Origin of the sequence: Serinicoccus kebangsaanensis, from assembly GCF_008919445.1 — a bacterium.
In the GTDB taxonomy this organism is placed as follows: Bacteria; Actinomycetota; Actinomycetes; order Actinomycetales; family Dermatophilaceae; genus Ornithinicoccus; species Ornithinicoccus kebangsaanensis.
Genome location: NZ_VSLG01000003.1, coordinates 1 through 16,579 on the forward strand (window position 1 = coordinate 1; position 16,579 = coordinate 16,579).

Here is a 16,579-nt window from a genome sequence, read left to right on the forward strand (position 1 = left end):
TGACGACGTCGTGGCTGCCGCGATGATCGACCGCCTGGTCCACCACGCCGAGGTCATCAACCTGCGCGGTGACTCCTACCGGCTCAAGGATCGAGACCTCGGCCGCGTCCCCGCGGCCACAAACCAGGAAGAGAACTGACATGCAGGGGGTCAGCTTTCACCTGCCGTCAGGGGGTCAGATTTGGCCTGCCGTTGACACGGCTTGGCAGATACGACGCGCGCAAATCGCCTTGTACAGACTGCGCCACCACGCCCCATCCTCGCGGAACGCGGCGGTATGTCCCCACCCATGGCGATATATCGAAGGTGCGCCCTGCGGCAGGCGCATCGATGTAGGTCAGCCCGCGACTATCGCGGTGGCGCCGCCCGTCGGAAGTCTGCCCCAAGCTCACTCACTCGGGCGGTCGCGCTCGTACGGGAACTGTTGGAGCGGCACTCGGACAGGATGGAGTGATCGCCTCAAGCAGCTGGTCGGCCATGGTCGGCGCGTCGGCTGCTAGGTCGACCGTCGCGAATCTGATCCGATGCCCCTGAATCACAACTTCCTCGTCAACTGGCTCGCCTACCGTTGGATGCAGCATCAACCCTTCCGACTTCGGGTCGATCTCCGACGCCTCCTGGGACATCAGGTAGGCATAGATCTGGTAGACGTAGCCGCTCCTCAACTTCAGGTCGCCGAACTGGTTTGTCTTGGTTACCGACGTGAACTTGGTGTCGACGATGATTCGGCGACGACCAGGCCCCGTCGGGTGCGGCTGGACGAGCTCGATGTCGAGCTTCATGCTGGGTAGTAGTCCATCCATGCCCGAGGACATGGAGGAGGCGTCCCACTTCAACCGCGAGCCGTGCTTGACCTTCCACCCTTGCGGCCGAAGGCGTAGCCGGTAAAAGCCCACGCACGCTCGCTCGAACAGGTCGCGAAGGTAGTGCTCGTTCATGTCCGGTACCGGCAAGAACTTGCTTCCATCATCGGTCGCGGGGAGCGCGAGCCCGAGCAACAGATCTGCGGCCGCGATCATCTGTCTGTCGCGTACAAGAAGCCGCTCGCGGTGCAAGCCTGGCACATGGCTGAGCGGTGGGCATGGGCCGCGGACACCTGCAGCCTCGAACTGGAGAGCAAGCGACCGCAGACGCGGCTCGCCAGGAACAAGCACTGCAGCCCGCCAGAGCGCAAACCTCACTAGGCGGTTGGCCGGGGTGTCGGTGACGACCTCATCGAAGGTGCAGTGCACCTGCCCGCGTGGCAATAACTGGTGCCGCGCAGTGGGAAGAACGTTGATCCGGCCTCGGATCCTCGTCACCGGGCGCGAAGTCTGCCGGAATCCCACAGAGAGGCCAGTGTGCAACCTCTGCGTCACCGCATCGGCGAGAATGCCCGCGACGAGGGCGGGCAGGTCCTCGGGGTTTTCCTCGGCGGCCGCGAACTTGTGGCCGACCGCGCGGTAGAGGGAAGACGCGTAGAGCTGCAGCAGCCACACGTTCCGGATTGGGATTCTTAAAGTCACGGTCCGAGCAGAGCCTGGCAGGAGGTCTCGGCAAGATCGGGCCTGTCGAACCAGTACTCCTCCAGAAGTGGACGCACGTCGGTCTCGACAACGCGCTGCCACCAGCTACGAGTGTCCAGTCCAGTTTGGACAAGGCTCACCGTCGGTGTGAAGAAACTGTGGCCGATGCAGTACTGCCGCCCGAGGGCGGAGTCCTGAGTGATGGTCTCATTGAGCGCTTCCAGTCGCTTGCCGTACACCTCCAGGCGCTCTCGGTCGTAGCCCAGCCCAGACACGTACTCCACCCAGTCATCACCGAACTCAGGCTTGAGCTCAATGAAAGCAAACCGCCGCCTCAGCGCCATGTCCACGATAGCCAACGACCGGTCAGCGACGTTCATTGTGCCGATCAAGTGTAGATTCGGTGGAATGAAAAAGGCCTCATCCTTGCTACGGGGGTACGCCAGCCGCATTGCCTGATCGGGGAAGCGCTTGTCCGCCTCGATCAACGTGAGTAGCTCGCCGAAGATTTGAGCTGGGTTGCCACGATTGATCTCTTCGATCACCAGGACGTAGTTGTTGTCCGGGTCTGCACTCGCCTGCGTACACAGGTCCAGGAAGAAGCCATCCGTGAGCTCGAGTCCAGTCGTTGACGTCGGCCGCCATCCTCGGACGAAGTCCTCGTAAGTAAGCGATGGATGAAACTGGAGCACTTGGACCCGCTTGCTGTTCTTTTGGTTGCAGAGCGCCCAGCCGAGCCTTCGGCCCAACCAAGTCTTTCCGGTTCCGGGAGGGCCCTGCAGGATCATGTTCTTCTTGGCTCGCAGCCGCTCGAGCATCGGCTCTAGCTCCGCCTCAGGTATGAAGCACCCTTGGTCGCGGATTGATTCCAAGTCATAACTCTCGCCACGTAGGACGTCTGCCTCTGTGTCGCTCAGATCGTCAGGAGCCGGGTTCGGTTCGGGTGCTGACAGAGCGTTCCATGCCGCTTGGGAGAATTGCGGGAACGTGTCAAAGGGCGAAGTGGAATCCGCGATCCAGGCAGCCATGGTCTCGGTGTTGGCTAGAAACTGTTCGCCGCCGAGTTTGGCGTCGAGAGAAAGGCGGCCGGCGATCGCAGGAAAGTTGGTCTTCAGGAATGCCGTGCTCGTGGAGTCATAGGATGCGAACGACCCGGGGCGGATCCAGTAGAGCGCGATGGACAACTTTCGCGCACCAACACCCGGGCACGCATCGAAGGTTGCAACCAGCCGCTCACGCGTTGCTTCATTCGCATCAGTCGCGTAGTCGATTGCGGCACGTCCGAGGTCCCACAGCGCGTCGATGTCGTGCTCTCCACGGTCCTTCTCCCAGTGAAAGAACCACGAGTTCAAGTTGTTGAGGACAGGCACTCCAGCGAATGACGTGGGAAACGGCGGACCGAGGCTGAACTCCTCGCCGAACGCTGCGGCGATCAGAGCGCGTGCGTCGTTGCGAATGCCGCGGTTGAACGAGCCGAGCACGGTGAAGGGGTCTATGTCGCGGACCGGACCTCTAGATCCGTCGACGCGGCGGTCACCCCGCAGGTACTTGAACAACTGGGGGCGTTGGGACGCCGTAGACGCCGCCCACAACCTTTCAAGGAGGGCTGTCCGATCTCCCCGGTACTGCATGAGTGCGTCCCCCAGTCGCGGGTAGAAGTCTGTCCATGAGTAGTCCGGCTTCGTGTCCCGCTGGGGCGTTGCCAGGAGGTGCCCTATCTCGTCTTCGCCTGTCACGATTTGAAAAAGCGTCGTCGCGGAGCTGATTTCCTCTTGGGCTGGGTACGACAGCTCGTCCCGAGGAACGCCCGTGCGAATCCACGTCACTGGCCGCCAATGCTTGTGCACGTCGCTCGTGGGATGAAGTTCGTAGGGGCCCGACACGCGGCCGATGTTGAGCGTGCTGGTCTGGCGGTCCGGACAAACAACGATGTCGCCGACCTTCACCGCGTGGACGAACCGGTACACGGTGCCTGCCTGGTAGGGGATGCTGGCATCGTCGATCTGCGGCATCCGCTCCGACATGGCTGCCTTGAAGGCGTCGCGCGTAGCCTCCAGCTGCGCGAGGTCGCCCATCTCGTCCCAGCCGATCCGCACGGCACCGTCCGTTACAGGATCAACGCTACTTTGATTGTTGTGGATGCCCCAGGTCGTAGCCATGGTCTTATCTTTCCTGGCCCGGCGGCGATTCGGAAGGCTCGCCCTCAGATTCGGCCCACTGCCATGTCAACTTCAGCAAGCCCGGGAGGCATCGACTCTGCGCTGCTCGCGCGTCCTCGAATCGAAAGCCCACCCCCGACGCCCCAACTTCTGGATCGACGCACTCCGTCGCCGCGCTTGGGCACAGCGTGCAACCGCGTCCGTGCCAACGGCGGATCTCGTAGGGCTCTGTCCCCGGTGCATGTTCGAGCGACTGTCTGCTACGTCATATTGGGCGGAAAGACGCCCCCAACAGCCCGGAAGTCGAAACTTCACCGCTAGCGGTGCCATGCCACGCCTGGGGTGGGCGAGCGCGTACCCGCCAGTCTGGACGGCTAGCGCGTCGCCGAGTTTGCCACCTCTTCACTTCTCGACCTTTTGAGCTGGGGTTGTAGGTAGTCGACCAGGTCCGTCATCTCGCATTGCGCGTCCTGGCTCCGTGCAGCGTCGTCGTGGCCGGTGCGGAATTTCCTTACCGCCGTGCATCCGCCGGACGACGGCCGCAATAGCTGCCAGTTCGTCGACATCTACTGGGTTCGCCTAACCTCCCTTCTCTCAGGATCGCGTCTGCGACCTAGAGTGGGTCGCGTCATACGCGGCCCGACGGGCTTCCACTCCGGACACGCCCCCACCCGCACGAGTTTCGTGCTGCCTGGGGAGTCCTGCCGGTGTTCTTGCTTCGATCGTCCGCGCAGGGGCTGTCCGTAGGCGAGGCCCAACTCGCCCAGCACATCGCGGAGCAGATGGCCATCACGACAGGTCGTTCAGCCTCCCCCTCCGAACGCCGCTCGTGGGAGCGCAGTCTCCCCCGCCTGCGCGCCGATCTCATCGACGCCGGGCTCGGCGACGTCGAGATGCTCGTCGAGTACCAGCTTCCGCTGACCAGCAAGCGCGCCGACGTCGTCCTGGCGGGACAGCATCCGCAGACCGGACGCCCGTCATACCTCGTCGTCGAGCTGAAGCAGTGGAGCGAGGCCGAACGGTTCGAGGACAGCGACGTCCTCGTGCGGATCGACGGCTACGGGGACCGCCCCGTGCTGCACCCGCTGGAACAGGTGCGGGGCTACTGCGACTACCTCACCGACTTCGTCGTGACCCTGGCTGAGGACGAGCACGAGCTCGCCGGCACGGCATACCTGCACAACGCGACCAACCTGGGCATCGCGGACCTGCGCGACATGGCGAGCCCTGACAGCGCGCGGCCAGCACGGATGTTCAGCGGGCAGGACCGGGGTGACTTTCTCGACTACCTGAGGAGCCGCTTCGCGCCCGGCGTGCCAGGGGCTGAGTATGCCGACCAACTACTGGGCAGCCGCATCGCGCCCTCCAAGCAGCTCTTGGCCCTGGCGGCCGACGAGGTGCAGCGGCGGGAGCAGTTCGTGCTGCTCGACGAGCAGCGCGACGCGTACGAACTGGTCCTGCACGCGGTCGAGAGGGCGCGGCGGGGCAACACCAAGACGGCGGTCGTCGTCAGCGGCGGACCTGGCAGCGGCAAGAGCGTCATCGCGCTGTCGCTGATGGGTGAGCTGTCGCGGCAGGGGCGTGGCGTCATGCACGCGACGGGCTCACAGTCTTTCACCCAGACACTGCGAAAGGTGGCGGCTTCCCGAGCACCGCGGGTGCGCAAGCTGTTCGGCTACTTCAACGGCTTCATGGCGGCGGAGCCGAACGAGCTGGAGTGCCTGATCCTCGACGAGGCGCACCGCATCCGGGAGACGTCGGAGTCGCGGTTCACCCGCAAGGAGCACCGGACCGGGCGGCCACAGCTCGACGAGCTGCTCAGCGCTGCCCGGGTGCCGGTCTTCCTGCTCGACCAGAACCAAGTCGTGCGGCCCGGAGAGATGGGCACGGTGCTTGCGATCACCGAGTACGCCGAGTCACTGGGCATGGACGTGCACGAAATCGACCTCGACGATCAGTTCCGGTGCGGTGGGTCGGCGCTGTATGTCGAGTGGGTCGAGCGGCTCCTCGGGCTGGCCCCGGGCGGGCCCTTCACCTGGGAGGGTGACGGGACATTCGAGCTGCACGCCGTGGACTCCCCCGAAGAGCTAGAGCACGTCTTGGCCGTGCGTCAGGACGATGGCTACACCGCGCGGATGGCGGCAGGTTATTGCTGGCCGTGGTCGGACCCAGAGCCAGACGGGACGCTCGTGCCGGACGTGCGGATCGGTGACTGGTCGCGCCCGTGGAACCTCAAGGGCGATCGCTCGGTCGGCGGAGCGCCGGCGGCCGCGCTGTGGGCGACGGACCCTGCCGGCTTCGGGCAGGTGGGGTGCATCTACACCGCGCAGGGCTTCGAGTACGACCATGCCGGGATCATCATCGGGCCCGACCTCGTCTGGCGAGACGGTCACTGGCGCTCGGTGCGCGAAGGGAACAGGGACCCGGCCCTGCGCAACCGCACGAAGGTGTCGGAGCACGACTTCGACCGGCTCGTGCGCAACGTCTACAAGGTGCTCCTGACGCGCGGGATGCAGACCGCCTGGATCTACTCCACCGACCCACAGACGAGAGACTTCCTCCGAAGTCTGATGCGGAGATAGCGGGCGGCGACTTGCTGCCCACGACCCACAACCACACACCGACGGATCGACAGGCTTTCGCTCATGGACACGTCGAGGGCCTGCGAGCCTCACCCTCCCGGGTGTAGCCTGACCGAACCCTGTGAACCGGCGTCACCGTGGGCGCCGCCTGGCGAGGAGCCCGTGATGGCCGCTACTGCTGTCTGCTACCCCTGCACCGACACCCCTCCTGCCCCGCCGTCCTGGCGTCGGCCACGGGCGGTGCTCCCCGTCGCCGTGCTGGCGGGCCTCACCCTCACGGGCTGCGGCGGCTCGGCCGAGGCAGGCGGCTGCCCGCTCACCGAGGACACGATGAGCGCCTATCTCACGACGCTGCACGTCGAGGAACAGGTGGTGACCATCACGCCCGACGAGGAGCTGCCTGGGCTCTGCGTCTACACCGTCACCACCGCCGGGACCCCGCCGGAGGAGGGCGACTCCGCGCGGGTGACGATCGACACGGGATGGGACGACTTCTCCACCCAGGAGGACCACGAGGCGACCCTGGCCGAGTACGCGCAGGACGACGACGACTACACCGAGGTGCGCGAGGTCGGCGGGGTGCCGTACTTCGTCAACGTGGAGCGGGGCGCCCAGGTGGCGCTGGACGACGAGCGCTACTGGGTGACCTGGACCATCTACGAGGACGGCGTCGTCTACCGACCCTCGCTGTCCCGCGAGACCACCGGGCTGCGCGCCGCCTGGGTGGTGGACCTGCTCATCCACACCCGGGCCGGTCAGGATCCGGACGGCTGGCGGGACGCGCAGGCTGCGGAGTCCGCCGAGCCTGCGACGGCCGAGCCCGAGGAGGACGCATCCGTCGAGGACACCGACGTGCAGGTGCAGCCCGACGACGTCGGCGCCGTGGAGCCGGGCCCCGAGGGCGGGGTCGTGGCCGCGCCGGAGACGTTGCAGGACGACAGCCTCCAGGGCGAGGGCACCGGTCCGTTCCCCGATGACGGCTCGGTCTGGCTCGGGGACGAGGGCACCGGCCCCTTCCCTGATGACGGCTCCGTCTGGCTCGGGGACGAGGAGCCTGGCACGGACCCGGGCGACGGCTCCGCTGCTGCGGATCCGGGCGACGGCACCGACCACCCCCTGGTCGGCAGCGTCCTGCCTGCCGCCGGCCCCGAGGACGCCGCCTTCCTGCTCTGGCAGGTCTCCGGCTACCCGCCGTGCGAGGCGATGCTGCCCGGTGAGTCCTGCGTCGACGGGCCGGTGGAGGTCGGGGGCGAGGTGCTCGTCACGGCCCTGCGGGCACCGGTCCCGGACGTCCCGATCGACCCGGTGGACCCGGTCCGGGACACCGCGGTGCTGCTGCAGCCCGCCGCGGACGGCTGGACGGTCGTCCGCTACTGGGAGACCGACCAGCCGATGGTTGAGACGTTGCCCGCCTGGGCCGGCTGAGACACCGCCTCAGAAGCGCAGCCAGACGCCGTCCAGGCCCTGCTGCTCCACCCCGCGGCGGCGGTAGTCGCAGACGCCCTCCGCGAAGACCTCCCGCAACCGGCTCCACTGCTCATCACTCATGGGCGGGTAGGACCGGCGCCTCGGGTCGCGCGTCTGGCACACGATGACGTCGGCGCGCACCGACTCGCCGGCGACCTCACGCGGGAAGCTCGCCGAGGGATAGAGCTGCTCGCAGGTGCCCTCCGGGTCGCGATCCAGGGTCTCGGCGACGAAGGTCGGCTCGGCGTCGCGCGTCATACATCCCTCGACCAGGTCGTGCGGCCTGGCCCGCCCGATCTCGCGCAGGCTCGGCCGCTTCCGGCCCTCCAGGTCGAGGTCGGACAGCCACGCGTCCATCTGCACCACCGCGTGCTGCAACAGCGGGCTGCCGGTGCTGAAGAGGCCGTAGCGGTTGTCCTCGACGAGGCTCACGTGGTTTGCCACGGACCCGTTGGCCGCCCGCATCCGCTCGCGCATCGAGTTGGTGTGGTAGCGCACGTGGATGTCGCCGTTGGTGACGTCGTCGTAATAGGCGCGGTAGTCGATGACCGGGGTGCTCGCCAGACCGCCGCCGCCGTTCGTGAGACGCCCGGTCTCGTAGGCGGCCTCCACGGCGGGGAGGTCGGCCACCGACCGGCCCTCCTGGAAGCCGCCGTCCTGGTCGTAGCCGCCGATCTGCTCGTTGAGGTCGAGGAACTGGTCGACCGAGATCGCGCCCTCCCGCAGCGCCCCCAGGCCGTACTGGATCCCCACGTTGTCGAGCGGCCGCAGCGCGAAGCCGGTCTCCGGGTCCGTGCCGTAGACGTTGACGGTGTGGTCGTAGACGTCGCACCTGGCCCCGCCCGGGTTGGTGTCCGGGTCGTAGCGCAGCTCCTCCGGGAGCACGTCGGGGCAGAACACGCGCGGATCGATGCGCTGGGCGCCGTAGGCCACGTTGGTCATCGTCGCCAGGGTCTGGAAGCCGGTCACCGCGCGCTTCTGCTCCTCGCTCCACGCGGTCGCGGTGCCGCTGAAGTAGTGGTCCAGCAGACGGGCGTCGGTGATGAAGTTCACCGTGCCGAAGCCGACCTCCGGGAAGGAGCAGCCGACGACGATCCCGTCGAAGATCCCCGGGTAGTTGTCCGCCGCCTGGTGCGCCTGGTAGCTGCCCCCGGAGCAGCCGAAGCCGATGGTGAAGTCGTCACGGCCGTAGCGCTCGATGAACTCCTCCTTCGTCATCTGCGCGGTCTCGGAGGTCAGCAGGTCCGAGCAGTTCTGCCCGAAGACGTTGAGGCTGGAGGAGGCCAGGGCATACCCCTGGCCCAGCATCCACGGGTCGGTGACGCCGCCGGTCGAGGCGCCCTGCCGGAACCAGCCGCCGGTGCACCCGCCGCCGAGGGTGTAGACGACCTTGCCGTTCCAGCCCGCGCCCCGCTCGGTCGGTGTCGGCTCGGGCTCGGTCAGCGGGTCGTGCAGGGTAGTGTGCTGGAAGATGCCCCGGTTGGCGGTGCCCGTCTCCATCCGCACGATGAAGGGGACCTCCTCACCCTCGGTGGGCGTGGTGCGGGCCAGGTCCTCCGGGTATGCCGTCGCCCCCTCCGGCCACGCGAGGTACTGCTCGTCCACGGTCCGGTAGAAGTAGTCGACCCGGTCCTCGATGGAGCAGTCCGCGTCCAGCGGCGCGCCGAGCGTGCCCCCGACCACGGGCACACCGAAGCTGTCCGTCTCGCAGATGAACGGCTCCTCGTGCGGACCGGAGAACAGCGGCCCCTCGTCGGGGTGGTTGATGAGCGTGAGCCGGTCGCCACGACGGTCGCGCCAGCCGGCCGACGCGGTGAGCGTGTTCTTCCCCAGCGACAGGCCGTCCACGACGCCCACGAGCACGCGACGCTCCCGCTCCCAGGTGAAGGAGTCGGAGACGTCCTCCCGCCCGAGGCGGACCGTGACCCGCCGCGGGTCGACCTTGCGCGGTACCGAGACCTCGACGAGCGCGTCGCCCGAGGTGACGAGGTCGGGTGCGCTGGACACCGTGCGGATCTCGAGGCCGGACCCGCGGCCGTCCGCCGCGTCGCTGGTCGCCGGAGTGGTCAGCTGGGCCGTCATCAGGGCCAGGGCGGTCAGGGCCGTGCCGAGCAGGAGCTTCATCGCTGTTCCTCGTCTGTGAGCGGGACCTCCTGGCAACGTAGCACCGGCCAGAGCCCCGGGACGGCCCTGCGGGTAAAGGTTCCGTAAGCGTTTTCATCCCGTCCCTCGCGAGTCGGTCTGGTTCGATCGGCGGTATGCCCACACCCCACCGCCCGCTGCGCGTCACCACCCGCAACGCCACCTTCCAGCGGTGGCAGTCGCTGCTGGGCAACCGCACCGCGCGGCACCGCGCGGGCGAGTTCCTCGTGCACGGGGTGCGCCCGATCAGCCAGGCGCTCGCGCACGGCTGGCAGGTGCGCGCGCTGCTGCGTCCCCTCGGCGCCCGCCCCTCGACGTGGGCCGAGCAGGCGTGGGCGGACGCGGGCGGCGAGCGCTACGAGGTGGCCCCGCCGCTGCTCGCCGAGCTGGCCCAGCGAGAGGACGAGGGCACCGAGCTGCTGGCCGTGGTCCGGATGCCGCCGGACGACCTGGAGCGGCTGCACCGGCCCGGCACCGTCCCCCTCGTCACGGTCTTCGACCGGCCCGGGCAACCGGGCAACATCGGCACCCTGCAGCGCTCCGTCGACGCCTTCGGCGGGACCGGCCTGGTGATCACCGGCCACGCCGCCGACCCCTACGACCCCAAGGCGGTGCGCGCCTCCACCGGCTCCTGCTTCGCGGTCCCGACCGTGCGGGTCCCGTCCGCACGGACCGTCCTGGACTGGGTCGCCGCGCAGCGGGCCCAGGGCATACCCCTCCAGATCTGGGGCACCGACGAGGGCGCCGAGACCGACCTGGGCCGGGTGCCCTGGGCCGCACCGACGGTGCTCGTCGTCGGCAACGAGACGCGCGGCATGGCGCAGGCCTGGCGGGAGGCGTGCGACGGCGTGCTGAGCATCCCCATGGCCGGCTCGGCGAGCTCGCTCAACGCCGCGGTCGCCGCGTCGATCGTGCTGCACGCCGCGATGCGGGCGCGGCTGAGCGGGCCACCGCCGGCTGGTTAACTGGCCCCATGCCCGCTCCCCCGCCGTCCGGCCCGTCCCTGTCCACCTTCGGCCCGCTGGGACTGGGCGCGGCGAACGCCGGGAACCTCTACACCGCGATGAGCGACGAGGACGCCGCGGCCCTCTTCGAGGCCGCCTGGGAGGGAGGCGTCCGGCACTTCGACACCGCCCCGCACTACGGCCTGGGACTGAGCGAGGAGCGGCTCGGGGCGTTCCTGCGCACCAAGCCGCGCGAAGAGTTCCACCTCTCGACCAAGGTCGGCCGGCTGCTCGTCCCGAACGAGGCCTTCGCCGGGGAGAGCGACCCCTTCGACCAGTTCGACGTGCCGGCCACGCGGCGACGGGTCGTCGACTACTCCTCCGACGGGGTGCGACGGTCGGTGGAGGACTCCCTCGACCGGATGGGGCTGGACCGCATCGACACCGTCTACGTGCACGACCCGGAGCAGCACGGCGCCGAGCGCACACTGCCCCACCTCGAGTCGGCCCTCCCCGCGGTGTGCCGGCTGCGCGAGGAAGGTGTCGTCGCCCACGCCGGCGTGGGCACCGGCTCGGTCGCAGCAGCCCGTGCCGCCGCGGCCATCGGGGGCATCGACCTGCTCATGCTGGCCGGCCGCTACACCCTGCTCGAGCAACCCGCCCACCCCGAGCTGCTCGACGAGTGCGGCTCCGCCGGGATCGGCATCGTCAACACCGCCCAGTTCAACTCCGGGCTGCTCGCCAGCCCCACCCCCGCGCGCGACGCCCACTACGAGTACGCCGAGGTCCCCGAGGACAAGCACCGGCGGGCGGTGCGCCTGGCCGAGGTCTGCGCCGCCCACGACACCGAGCTGCCCGCCGCCGCGCTGCAGTTCGGCCTCCAGCACCCCCAGGTGGTGGCGGTCGTCATGGGGGCGGCGACGGGTGACCAGGTGCGGCAGAACGTCGCCCGGATGCGCGCTTCGGTGCCCGCTCAGCTGTGGTCGGACCTGCGAGAGGAAGGACTGATCCCGTGATCATCGACAGCCACATGCACGTGTGGGACCGCACGGTCAGCGACTACGACTGGATCACCGACGACCTCGGCCCGCTGCTCGAGGTGCACACCCCCGAGCGCAACGCGGACGCGCTGGCACGGTGCGGCGTCGACCAGGTCGTCCTCGTCCAGGCCGAGGACTCGGCGACGGACACGGCATACATGCTGGACATGGCGCACGGACGCCTGCCCGGCGCGCTGGCGGCCTCCCACCCCACCCGGATCACCGGTGTCGTCGGCTGGGCGCCGCTGGACGACCCCGCAGCCACCGCGGAGCACGTGGAGGGCCTGCTGGCCGATCCCCTCGTCAAGGGGGTCCGGCACCTCATCCACCGCGACCCGCGGGCCGAGGAGTTCCTGCGCCTCGACCCCGTGCACGCGAGCCTGGACCGCCTCGCGCAGGCAGGGCTCACGCTCGACCTCCCCGACGCGTGGCCCTGGTTCGCCGCAGACATCGCCGCCACCGCGCGCCGCCACCCGGACCTCACCGTCGTGATCGACCACCTGGCCAAGCCGCCCAGCGACCCGGACGCCTGGGACGCGTGGGCCCGCTGCCTGCGCGAGAGCGCCGCGGTGCCCACCACGGTCGTCAAGCTCTCCGGCCTGCACCTGGACGGGATCCCCTACACCGCCGACGCGCTCCGCCCGTCCTTCGAGGTCGCCCTGGAGGCCTTCGGCCCGGACCGGATGATGTATGGCGGCGACTGGCCGATGACCCGGCTCACCGACGACTACGTGCCCACCTTCGAGGTGCTCGCCGAGCTCATCGGCAGCCTCAGCGAGGCCGAGGCGGAGGCGGTCTGGTCCGGCACCGCGGCCCGGACCTACCGGCTCCCGCTCCCGGCCTGAGCCACCGGCACGTCGCCGCACAGGTGCACCTGCAGGCCGAGCCGGTCGAAGAGGGCCGCCTTGGCCAGCAGCGCCCGGTCGGCGCTGTCCGCGTCCTCGCCGTAGGCGATCTGGACATGGTTGGCCTTGTGCCGCGCCATGAACTGGTTGCGCGTGACGCCGTGCAGGACGACGTGGGCGACCGGCCACTCGGGGTTGGTCGCCTCCTTGCGCCGCGTCGACTCCTCCTCGGGCAGCTCGACCACCGAGGCCCGGCCGATGTCGACGTGCAGCGCGCCCTGCGCGACGTAGACCCGTGACCACACGATCTCGCCGGGCTTGGACACGCCGTTGATCGTCGCGCCGCCGGCGGGGAAGAAGACGTTGCCCTGGCGCCATCCCTCGGCACCGGCATACCCCTGCGCGAAGTGCGAGGGAGGCACGGACCCGGAGATCTCGTAGACCCAGACGAAGTCGCCCTCGAACTCCTCGCCCCACCGCACGTCGTGCAGCGTGGTGGCGGGGTCGAGCCCCATGGCGGTCCACACCCGGTTGGTGACCAGGGCGTCCACCGCCACCCCCTCGTCCACCTCGTTGAAGTGCGGCAGCGCGACGCCGGGATAGAGCTCGCGGGAGCCGTCCCTGCTGGTGACCGGCGGCCGCTGCACGTTGTTGAGCAGCCCCTCCACCAGGTCCGAGGCCGGCGCCAGGTCCTTCAGCCCCTGCTGGTACTGGATGCCCACGGCGTCCAGGCCGAAGTCGTCCGAGATCCGCAGCGCCGCGACGTACATCTTGTACTGCCACAGCAGCTGCCGCTCGGTGAGCTCGGTGTCCTCGTCCTCCCCGAGCCGGAAGGTCATCCCGGCCTCCGTCAGCCAGTCGCCGACGGCCCTGGCCTCGGCGTCGTCGACGCGCTGCATCTCCGCCCAGAGGGCGCTCTGGGAGAGCCGCTCCTTGTAGATCCCGACGGGGTTGAGCAGCTCGTCGTCGATGATCGCGTTGTACATCCCCATGCAGCCCTCGTCGAAGACCCCGATGATGGCCTTGTCGCGCAGCAGCTGCTCGGCCAGCGCGACACCCAGGTCCCGCTCGGCCGACTCGGGCAGGGCCGGCAGGTCGCGCACGTGCGCGTCGTCGTGGGTGACCTCGCCGGTCGTCAGCCACTCCCGGATCCCCTCGCGGAACCAGTCGTCGGTCCCGTCCACGGTCCACAGCGTGGAGTAGTCACGGCCCATCTTGGTGAGGCCGGCGTTGAGCCCGAGCAGGCCCACCAGCCCCGGCCACTCGCCGGCGAAGTTGGCGACGGTGAGGATCGGGCCCCGGTGGGTGCGCAGCCCGGCCAGCACGTGGTGGCTGTACTGCCAGACCGCCTCGGCCACGACGAGCGGCGCGTCCGGCGGGATGGCTTTGAAGGCCCCCAGGCCCATCCGCTGGGAGGAGATGAAGCCGTGGCCGGTGCGCGGGTCGACCTCGATCGCGCGGACCACCTCCCACCCGTGCTCGGCGAGGGCGCCGCCGACGATCCGCTCCAGCTCCTGCTGCACCGGCCAGCCGGCCGTGTTGGCGGACTCGCGCAGGTCGCCGCTGGCGATGAGGTATGCCGTGCGCTCGGGCGCCGTGGGTGTCGCCGGGGCCTCGGGGAAGAGATAGGTCATGAGGGGTCCTCTCTGGTCGTGGCGAGATCGTGCTGCAGGTCGGCCAGGGCGTGCGCGACCTCGGCCGTGGCGGGGTAGAGCTGCCGGTACATCGGGTACAGGTCGTCGTAGCGGCGCCGGCTCTCCGGGTCCGGCTCGGTCGTGCGGGCCGGAGGGTTCCAGCGGTCGACGTCGACGTCGCCGGTGGAGGCGGCGGCGAGACGGGCCATCCCGTAGCTGGCGCCCACCGTGGTTTCCGGAATGACCTGCTCCAGGCCGGTGACGTCCGTGACCACCTGCGGCCAGAGCGGGTGCTGCACACCCCCACCGGCAGCGACCACCCGCCGGACCTCCACCCCCTCGGCACGCAGGGCCTCGATGTTGTGCCGCACCCCGAAGGCCGTCGCCTCCAGCGCCGCGCGGTAGAGGTCGCCCCGGGTGTGCGACAGGGTCAGGCCCACCACGAGCCCTCGCGCCCGCGGGTCGGACACGGGCGTCCGCTCGCCGTCGAAGTAGGGCAGCATGAGCAGCCCGCCGGCCCCGACACCGCTGGCCTCGGCCTCGTCCAGCAGGGTGCCGAAGTCGGCGCCGCCGGTGAGCTCCCGCACCCAGGCGGTCACCGAGCCCGAGGAGGCCATCCCACCGGCGAGGTTGAAGGTCCCGGGGAACGCGCCGACGGTCCCCCACAGGACCTCGCTGGTCCGGGGCTGGTCGGCCGTGGCGATGAGGAACATCGTCGTGCCGTACATGAGCATGAGGTCGCCCGGCGTCTGCGCGCCGACGCTCACCGCCTCGGCCCAGGCGTCGATCGTCCCGGCCACGACGGGCACGCCCGCCTCGATGCCACCGACCCGGGAGGTGGTGCGGCCGACGACCTCCCCCGGCCAGGCCAGCTCGGGCAGCTCGATCCCCGGGGCGACCAGCTCGGCCCAGGGCCGGTGCCACTCCCCGGTCGAGAGGTCGAGCATCGGCTGGCACTGGCTGGCCGAGTGCCGGTCCATCCGGTAGGCACCGGTGAGCCGGTGCACCAGCCACGAGGACGGCATGAACACGCGTCGGGCGCGGGCGTAGGCCTGCGGCTCCTCGTCGCCCACCCAGGCGATCTTGGGTCCGGCGGCCTGGCTGGAGAGCACCGACCCGCACCGGCGGCGGATCTCCTCCCGCCCGAGCTCCCCCTCCAGCCTCTCGATCTGCCGGGTGGCGCGGCTGTCCACGCCGTAGAGGATGGCCGGACGCACGGGGACGCCCTCCTCGTCCGTGAGCACCACGCACGGACCCATCCCGCTCACCCCGACGGCCGCGATGTCGACGGCGCCGTCACCGGTGAGCTCCTCGACGAGCGACACCAGCTCCTCCCACCAGACGGAGGGGTCCATCTCCACGTGCCCGGGAGCGGGGCGCCGGACCCGGTGCTCCCGGGTCGCGGAGGACGCGACCGACCCGTCCTCGAGCACCACCACCGCCTTGGTGCTGGAGGTGCCGACGTCCAGGCCGAGGAATCCGCGAGGCATACCTGATCCTGTCAGGAGCCCACGGGGCGCAGCCGCAGCCCCTGCATGCCACCGTCCACCGCGAGGGCGGTGCCGGTGGTGGACCCGGAGCGGGGGGACGCGAGGTAGGCGATGGCCTCGGCGACCTCGTCGGCCGACACCAGGCGACCGTGCGGCTGACGGGCCTCCAGGGCGGCGCGCTCGGCGGCGGGGTCTGCCGCCGACTCGAGCAGGCGGGAGACCCACGGGGTGTCGGCGGTCCCCGGGTTGACGCAGTTGAACCGGATGCCCTCCCGCAGGTGGTCGGCGGCCATCGCCAGGGTCATCGAGAGCACCGCCCCCTTGCTGGCGCTGTAGAGGACCCGGCTCGGCAGCCCGGCGGTGGCCGCGATGGAGCTGACGTTGACCACGGCGGCGGACGGGGACCGGCGCAGGTGCGGCAGCGCCGCGGCGACCACCCGGGCGGTGCCTGCGACGTTGATGTCCAGCACGCGGGCCCACTCCTCGTCGGGGTTGTCCGCCACCGTTCCCTGGGCCCCGACCCCGGCGCTGTTCACGACGATGTCGAGGCGACCCCACCGCTGCACGACCTCGGCCACGGCGGACTCCACCGAGGCCCGGTCGGCCACGTCCGCCTGCACCGCGAGTGCCGCCTCCGCCCCTCCCGGACTGCGGTCCAGGACCGCGACGCGGGCCCCGCGCGCGGCCAGGGCAGCGGCCGCCGCCGCACCGATGCCGGACGCTCCCCCGGTCACCAGGGCGGTCAGCCCGTCCATCTCCTGCCCACTCATG

The 16,579-nt window shown here is 69.8% G+C and carries 12 protein-coding genes; 6 read left to right on the top strand and 6 right to left on the bottom strand.

From position 1 onward, the window contains the following. The coding region (locus FXF60_RS04035) for an ATP-binding protein (RefSeq protein ID WP_238335723.1) at positions 1-139 on the top strand (139 nt) is incomplete at its 5' end. A gap of 253 nt (positions 140-392) precedes the next feature. On the opposite strand, the gene FXF60_RS04040 is transcribed toward FXF60_RS04035, so the two are convergent. Then, positions 393-1,478, bottom strand: a complete 1,086-nt coding sequence (locus tag FXF60_RS04040; RefSeq protein WP_192796586.1) for a 5-methylcytosine restriction system specificity protein McrC — start codon at positions 1,476-1,478, stop codon at positions 393-395. 23 nt (positions 1,479-1,501) lie between these two features. Continuing rightward, positions 1,502-3,664 (bottom strand): DUF8426 domain-containing protein, encoded by a 2,163-nt coding sequence (locus FXF60_RS04045; protein WP_151523995.1) that lies wholly within the window; start codon positions 3,662-3,664, stop codon positions 1,502-1,504. A gap of 707 nt (positions 3,665-4,371) precedes the next feature. Between FXF60_RS04045 and FXF60_RS04050 the strand changes: the two genes are divergently transcribed. Together FXF60_RS04050 and FXF60_RS04055 are read left to right on the top strand one after the other, a co-directional pair. Next, positions 4,372-6,246: a DUF2075 domain-containing protein gene (locus tag FXF60_RS04050; RefSeq protein WP_238335696.1), complete on the top strand. Its 1,875-nt coding sequence runs from the start codon at positions 4,372-4,374 to the stop codon at positions 6,244-6,246. A 165-nt stretch (positions 6,247-6,411) separates the two neighbouring features. Further along, entirely contained in the window at positions 6,412-7,671 is a 1,260-nt protein-coding gene (locus FXF60_RS04055; protein WP_151523997.1) for a hypothetical protein, read from the top strand. A 9-nt stretch (positions 7,672-7,680) separates the two neighbouring features. Here the strand turns inward: FXF60_RS04055 and FXF60_RS04060 are convergent, their stop codons facing one another. Further along, the gene (locus FXF60_RS04060) at positions 7,681-9,837 is read right to left on the bottom strand and encodes a DUF6351 family protein (RefSeq protein WP_151523998.1); all 2,157 of its coding nucleotides are present in this window, start codon (positions 9,835-9,837) and stop codon (positions 7,681-7,683) included. Between the two features lie 134 nt (positions 9,838-9,971). On the opposite strand from FXF60_RS04060, the gene FXF60_RS04065 reads away from it, so the two are divergent. Genes FXF60_RS04065 through FXF60_RS04075 form a run of 3 tightly spaced genes read left to right on the top strand, consistent with a single transcriptional unit; the run spans position 9,972 to position 12,684 of the window. Further along, positions 9,972-10,820 (top strand): TrmH family RNA methyltransferase, encoded by an 849-nt coding sequence (locus FXF60_RS04065; protein WP_151523999.1) that lies wholly within the window; start codon positions 9,972-9,974, stop codon positions 10,818-10,820. An 8-nt stretch (positions 10,821-10,828) separates the two neighbouring features. Beyond that, positions 10,829-11,815 (top strand): aldo/keto reductase, encoded by a 987-nt coding sequence (locus tag FXF60_RS04070; RefSeq protein ID WP_151524000.1) that lies wholly within the window; start codon positions 10,829-10,831, stop codon positions 11,813-11,815. Next, positions 11,812-12,684, top strand: coding sequence for an amidohydrolase family protein (locus FXF60_RS04075; RefSeq protein ID WP_151524001.1), 873 nt, complete (start codon positions 11,812-11,814; stop codon positions 12,682-12,684). The genes FXF60_RS04070 and FXF60_RS04075 overlap by 4 nt, the downstream gene beginning before the upstream one ends. Here FXF60_RS04075 and FXF60_RS04080 read toward each other — a convergent pair. Genes FXF60_RS04080 through FXF60_RS04090 form a run of 3 tightly spaced genes read right to left on the bottom strand, consistent with a single transcriptional unit; the run spans position 12,660 to position 16,578 of the window. Continuing rightward, positions 12,660-14,318 (bottom strand): fucose isomerase, encoded by a 1,659-nt coding sequence (locus tag FXF60_RS04080; RefSeq protein ID WP_151524002.1) that lies wholly within the window; start codon positions 14,316-14,318, stop codon positions 12,660-12,662. The genes FXF60_RS04075 and FXF60_RS04080 overlap by 25 nt on opposite strands. After that, positions 14,315-15,808: an FGGY-family carbohydrate kinase gene (locus FXF60_RS04085; protein WP_151524003.1), complete on the bottom strand. Its 1,494-nt coding sequence runs from the start codon at positions 15,806-15,808 to the stop codon at positions 14,315-14,317. The genes FXF60_RS04080 and FXF60_RS04085 overlap by 4 nt, the downstream gene beginning before the upstream one ends. Positions 15,809-15,819: 11 nt before the next feature. Continuing rightward, positions 15,820-16,578, bottom strand: coding sequence for an SDR family NAD(P)-dependent oxidoreductase (locus FXF60_RS04090; protein WP_151524004.1), 759 nt, complete (start codon positions 16,576-16,578; stop codon positions 15,820-15,822). Between the last annotated feature and the right edge of the window lies 1 nt (position 16,579).

Bases quoted from the DNA above. Each gene is read 5' to 3' on its own strand.
- FXF60_RS04060 (WP_151523998.1), bottom strand. From the start codon at position 9,837: ATGAAGCTCCTGCTCGGCACGGCCCTGACCGCCCTGGCCCTGATGACG.
- FXF60_RS04080 (WP_151524002.1), bottom strand. From the start codon at position 14,318: ATGACCTATCTCTTCCCCGAGGCCCCGGCGACACCCACGGCGCCCGAG.
- FXF60_RS04065 (WP_151523999.1), top strand. From the start codon at position 9,972: ATGCCCACACCCCACCGCCCGCTGCGCGTCACCACCCGCAACGCCACC.
- FXF60_RS04055 (WP_151523997.1), top strand. From the start codon at position 6,412: ATGGCCGCTACTGCTGTCTGCTACCCCTGCACCGACACCCCTCCTGCC.
- FXF60_RS04045 (WP_151523995.1), bottom strand. From the start codon at position 3,664: ATGGCTACGACCTGGGGCATCCACAACAATCAAAGTAGCGTTGATCCT.
- FXF60_RS04070 (WP_151524000.1), top strand. From the start codon at position 10,829: ATGCCCGCTCCCCCGCCGTCCGGCCCGTCCCTGTCCACCTTCGGCCCG.
- FXF60_RS04085 (WP_151524003.1), bottom strand. From the start codon at position 15,808: ATGCCTCGCGGATTCCTCGGCCTGGACGTCGGCACCTCCAGCACCAAG.
- FXF60_RS04090 (WP_151524004.1), bottom strand. From the start codon at position 16,578: ATGAGTGGGCAGGAGATGGACGGGCTGACCGCCCTGGTGACCGGGGGA.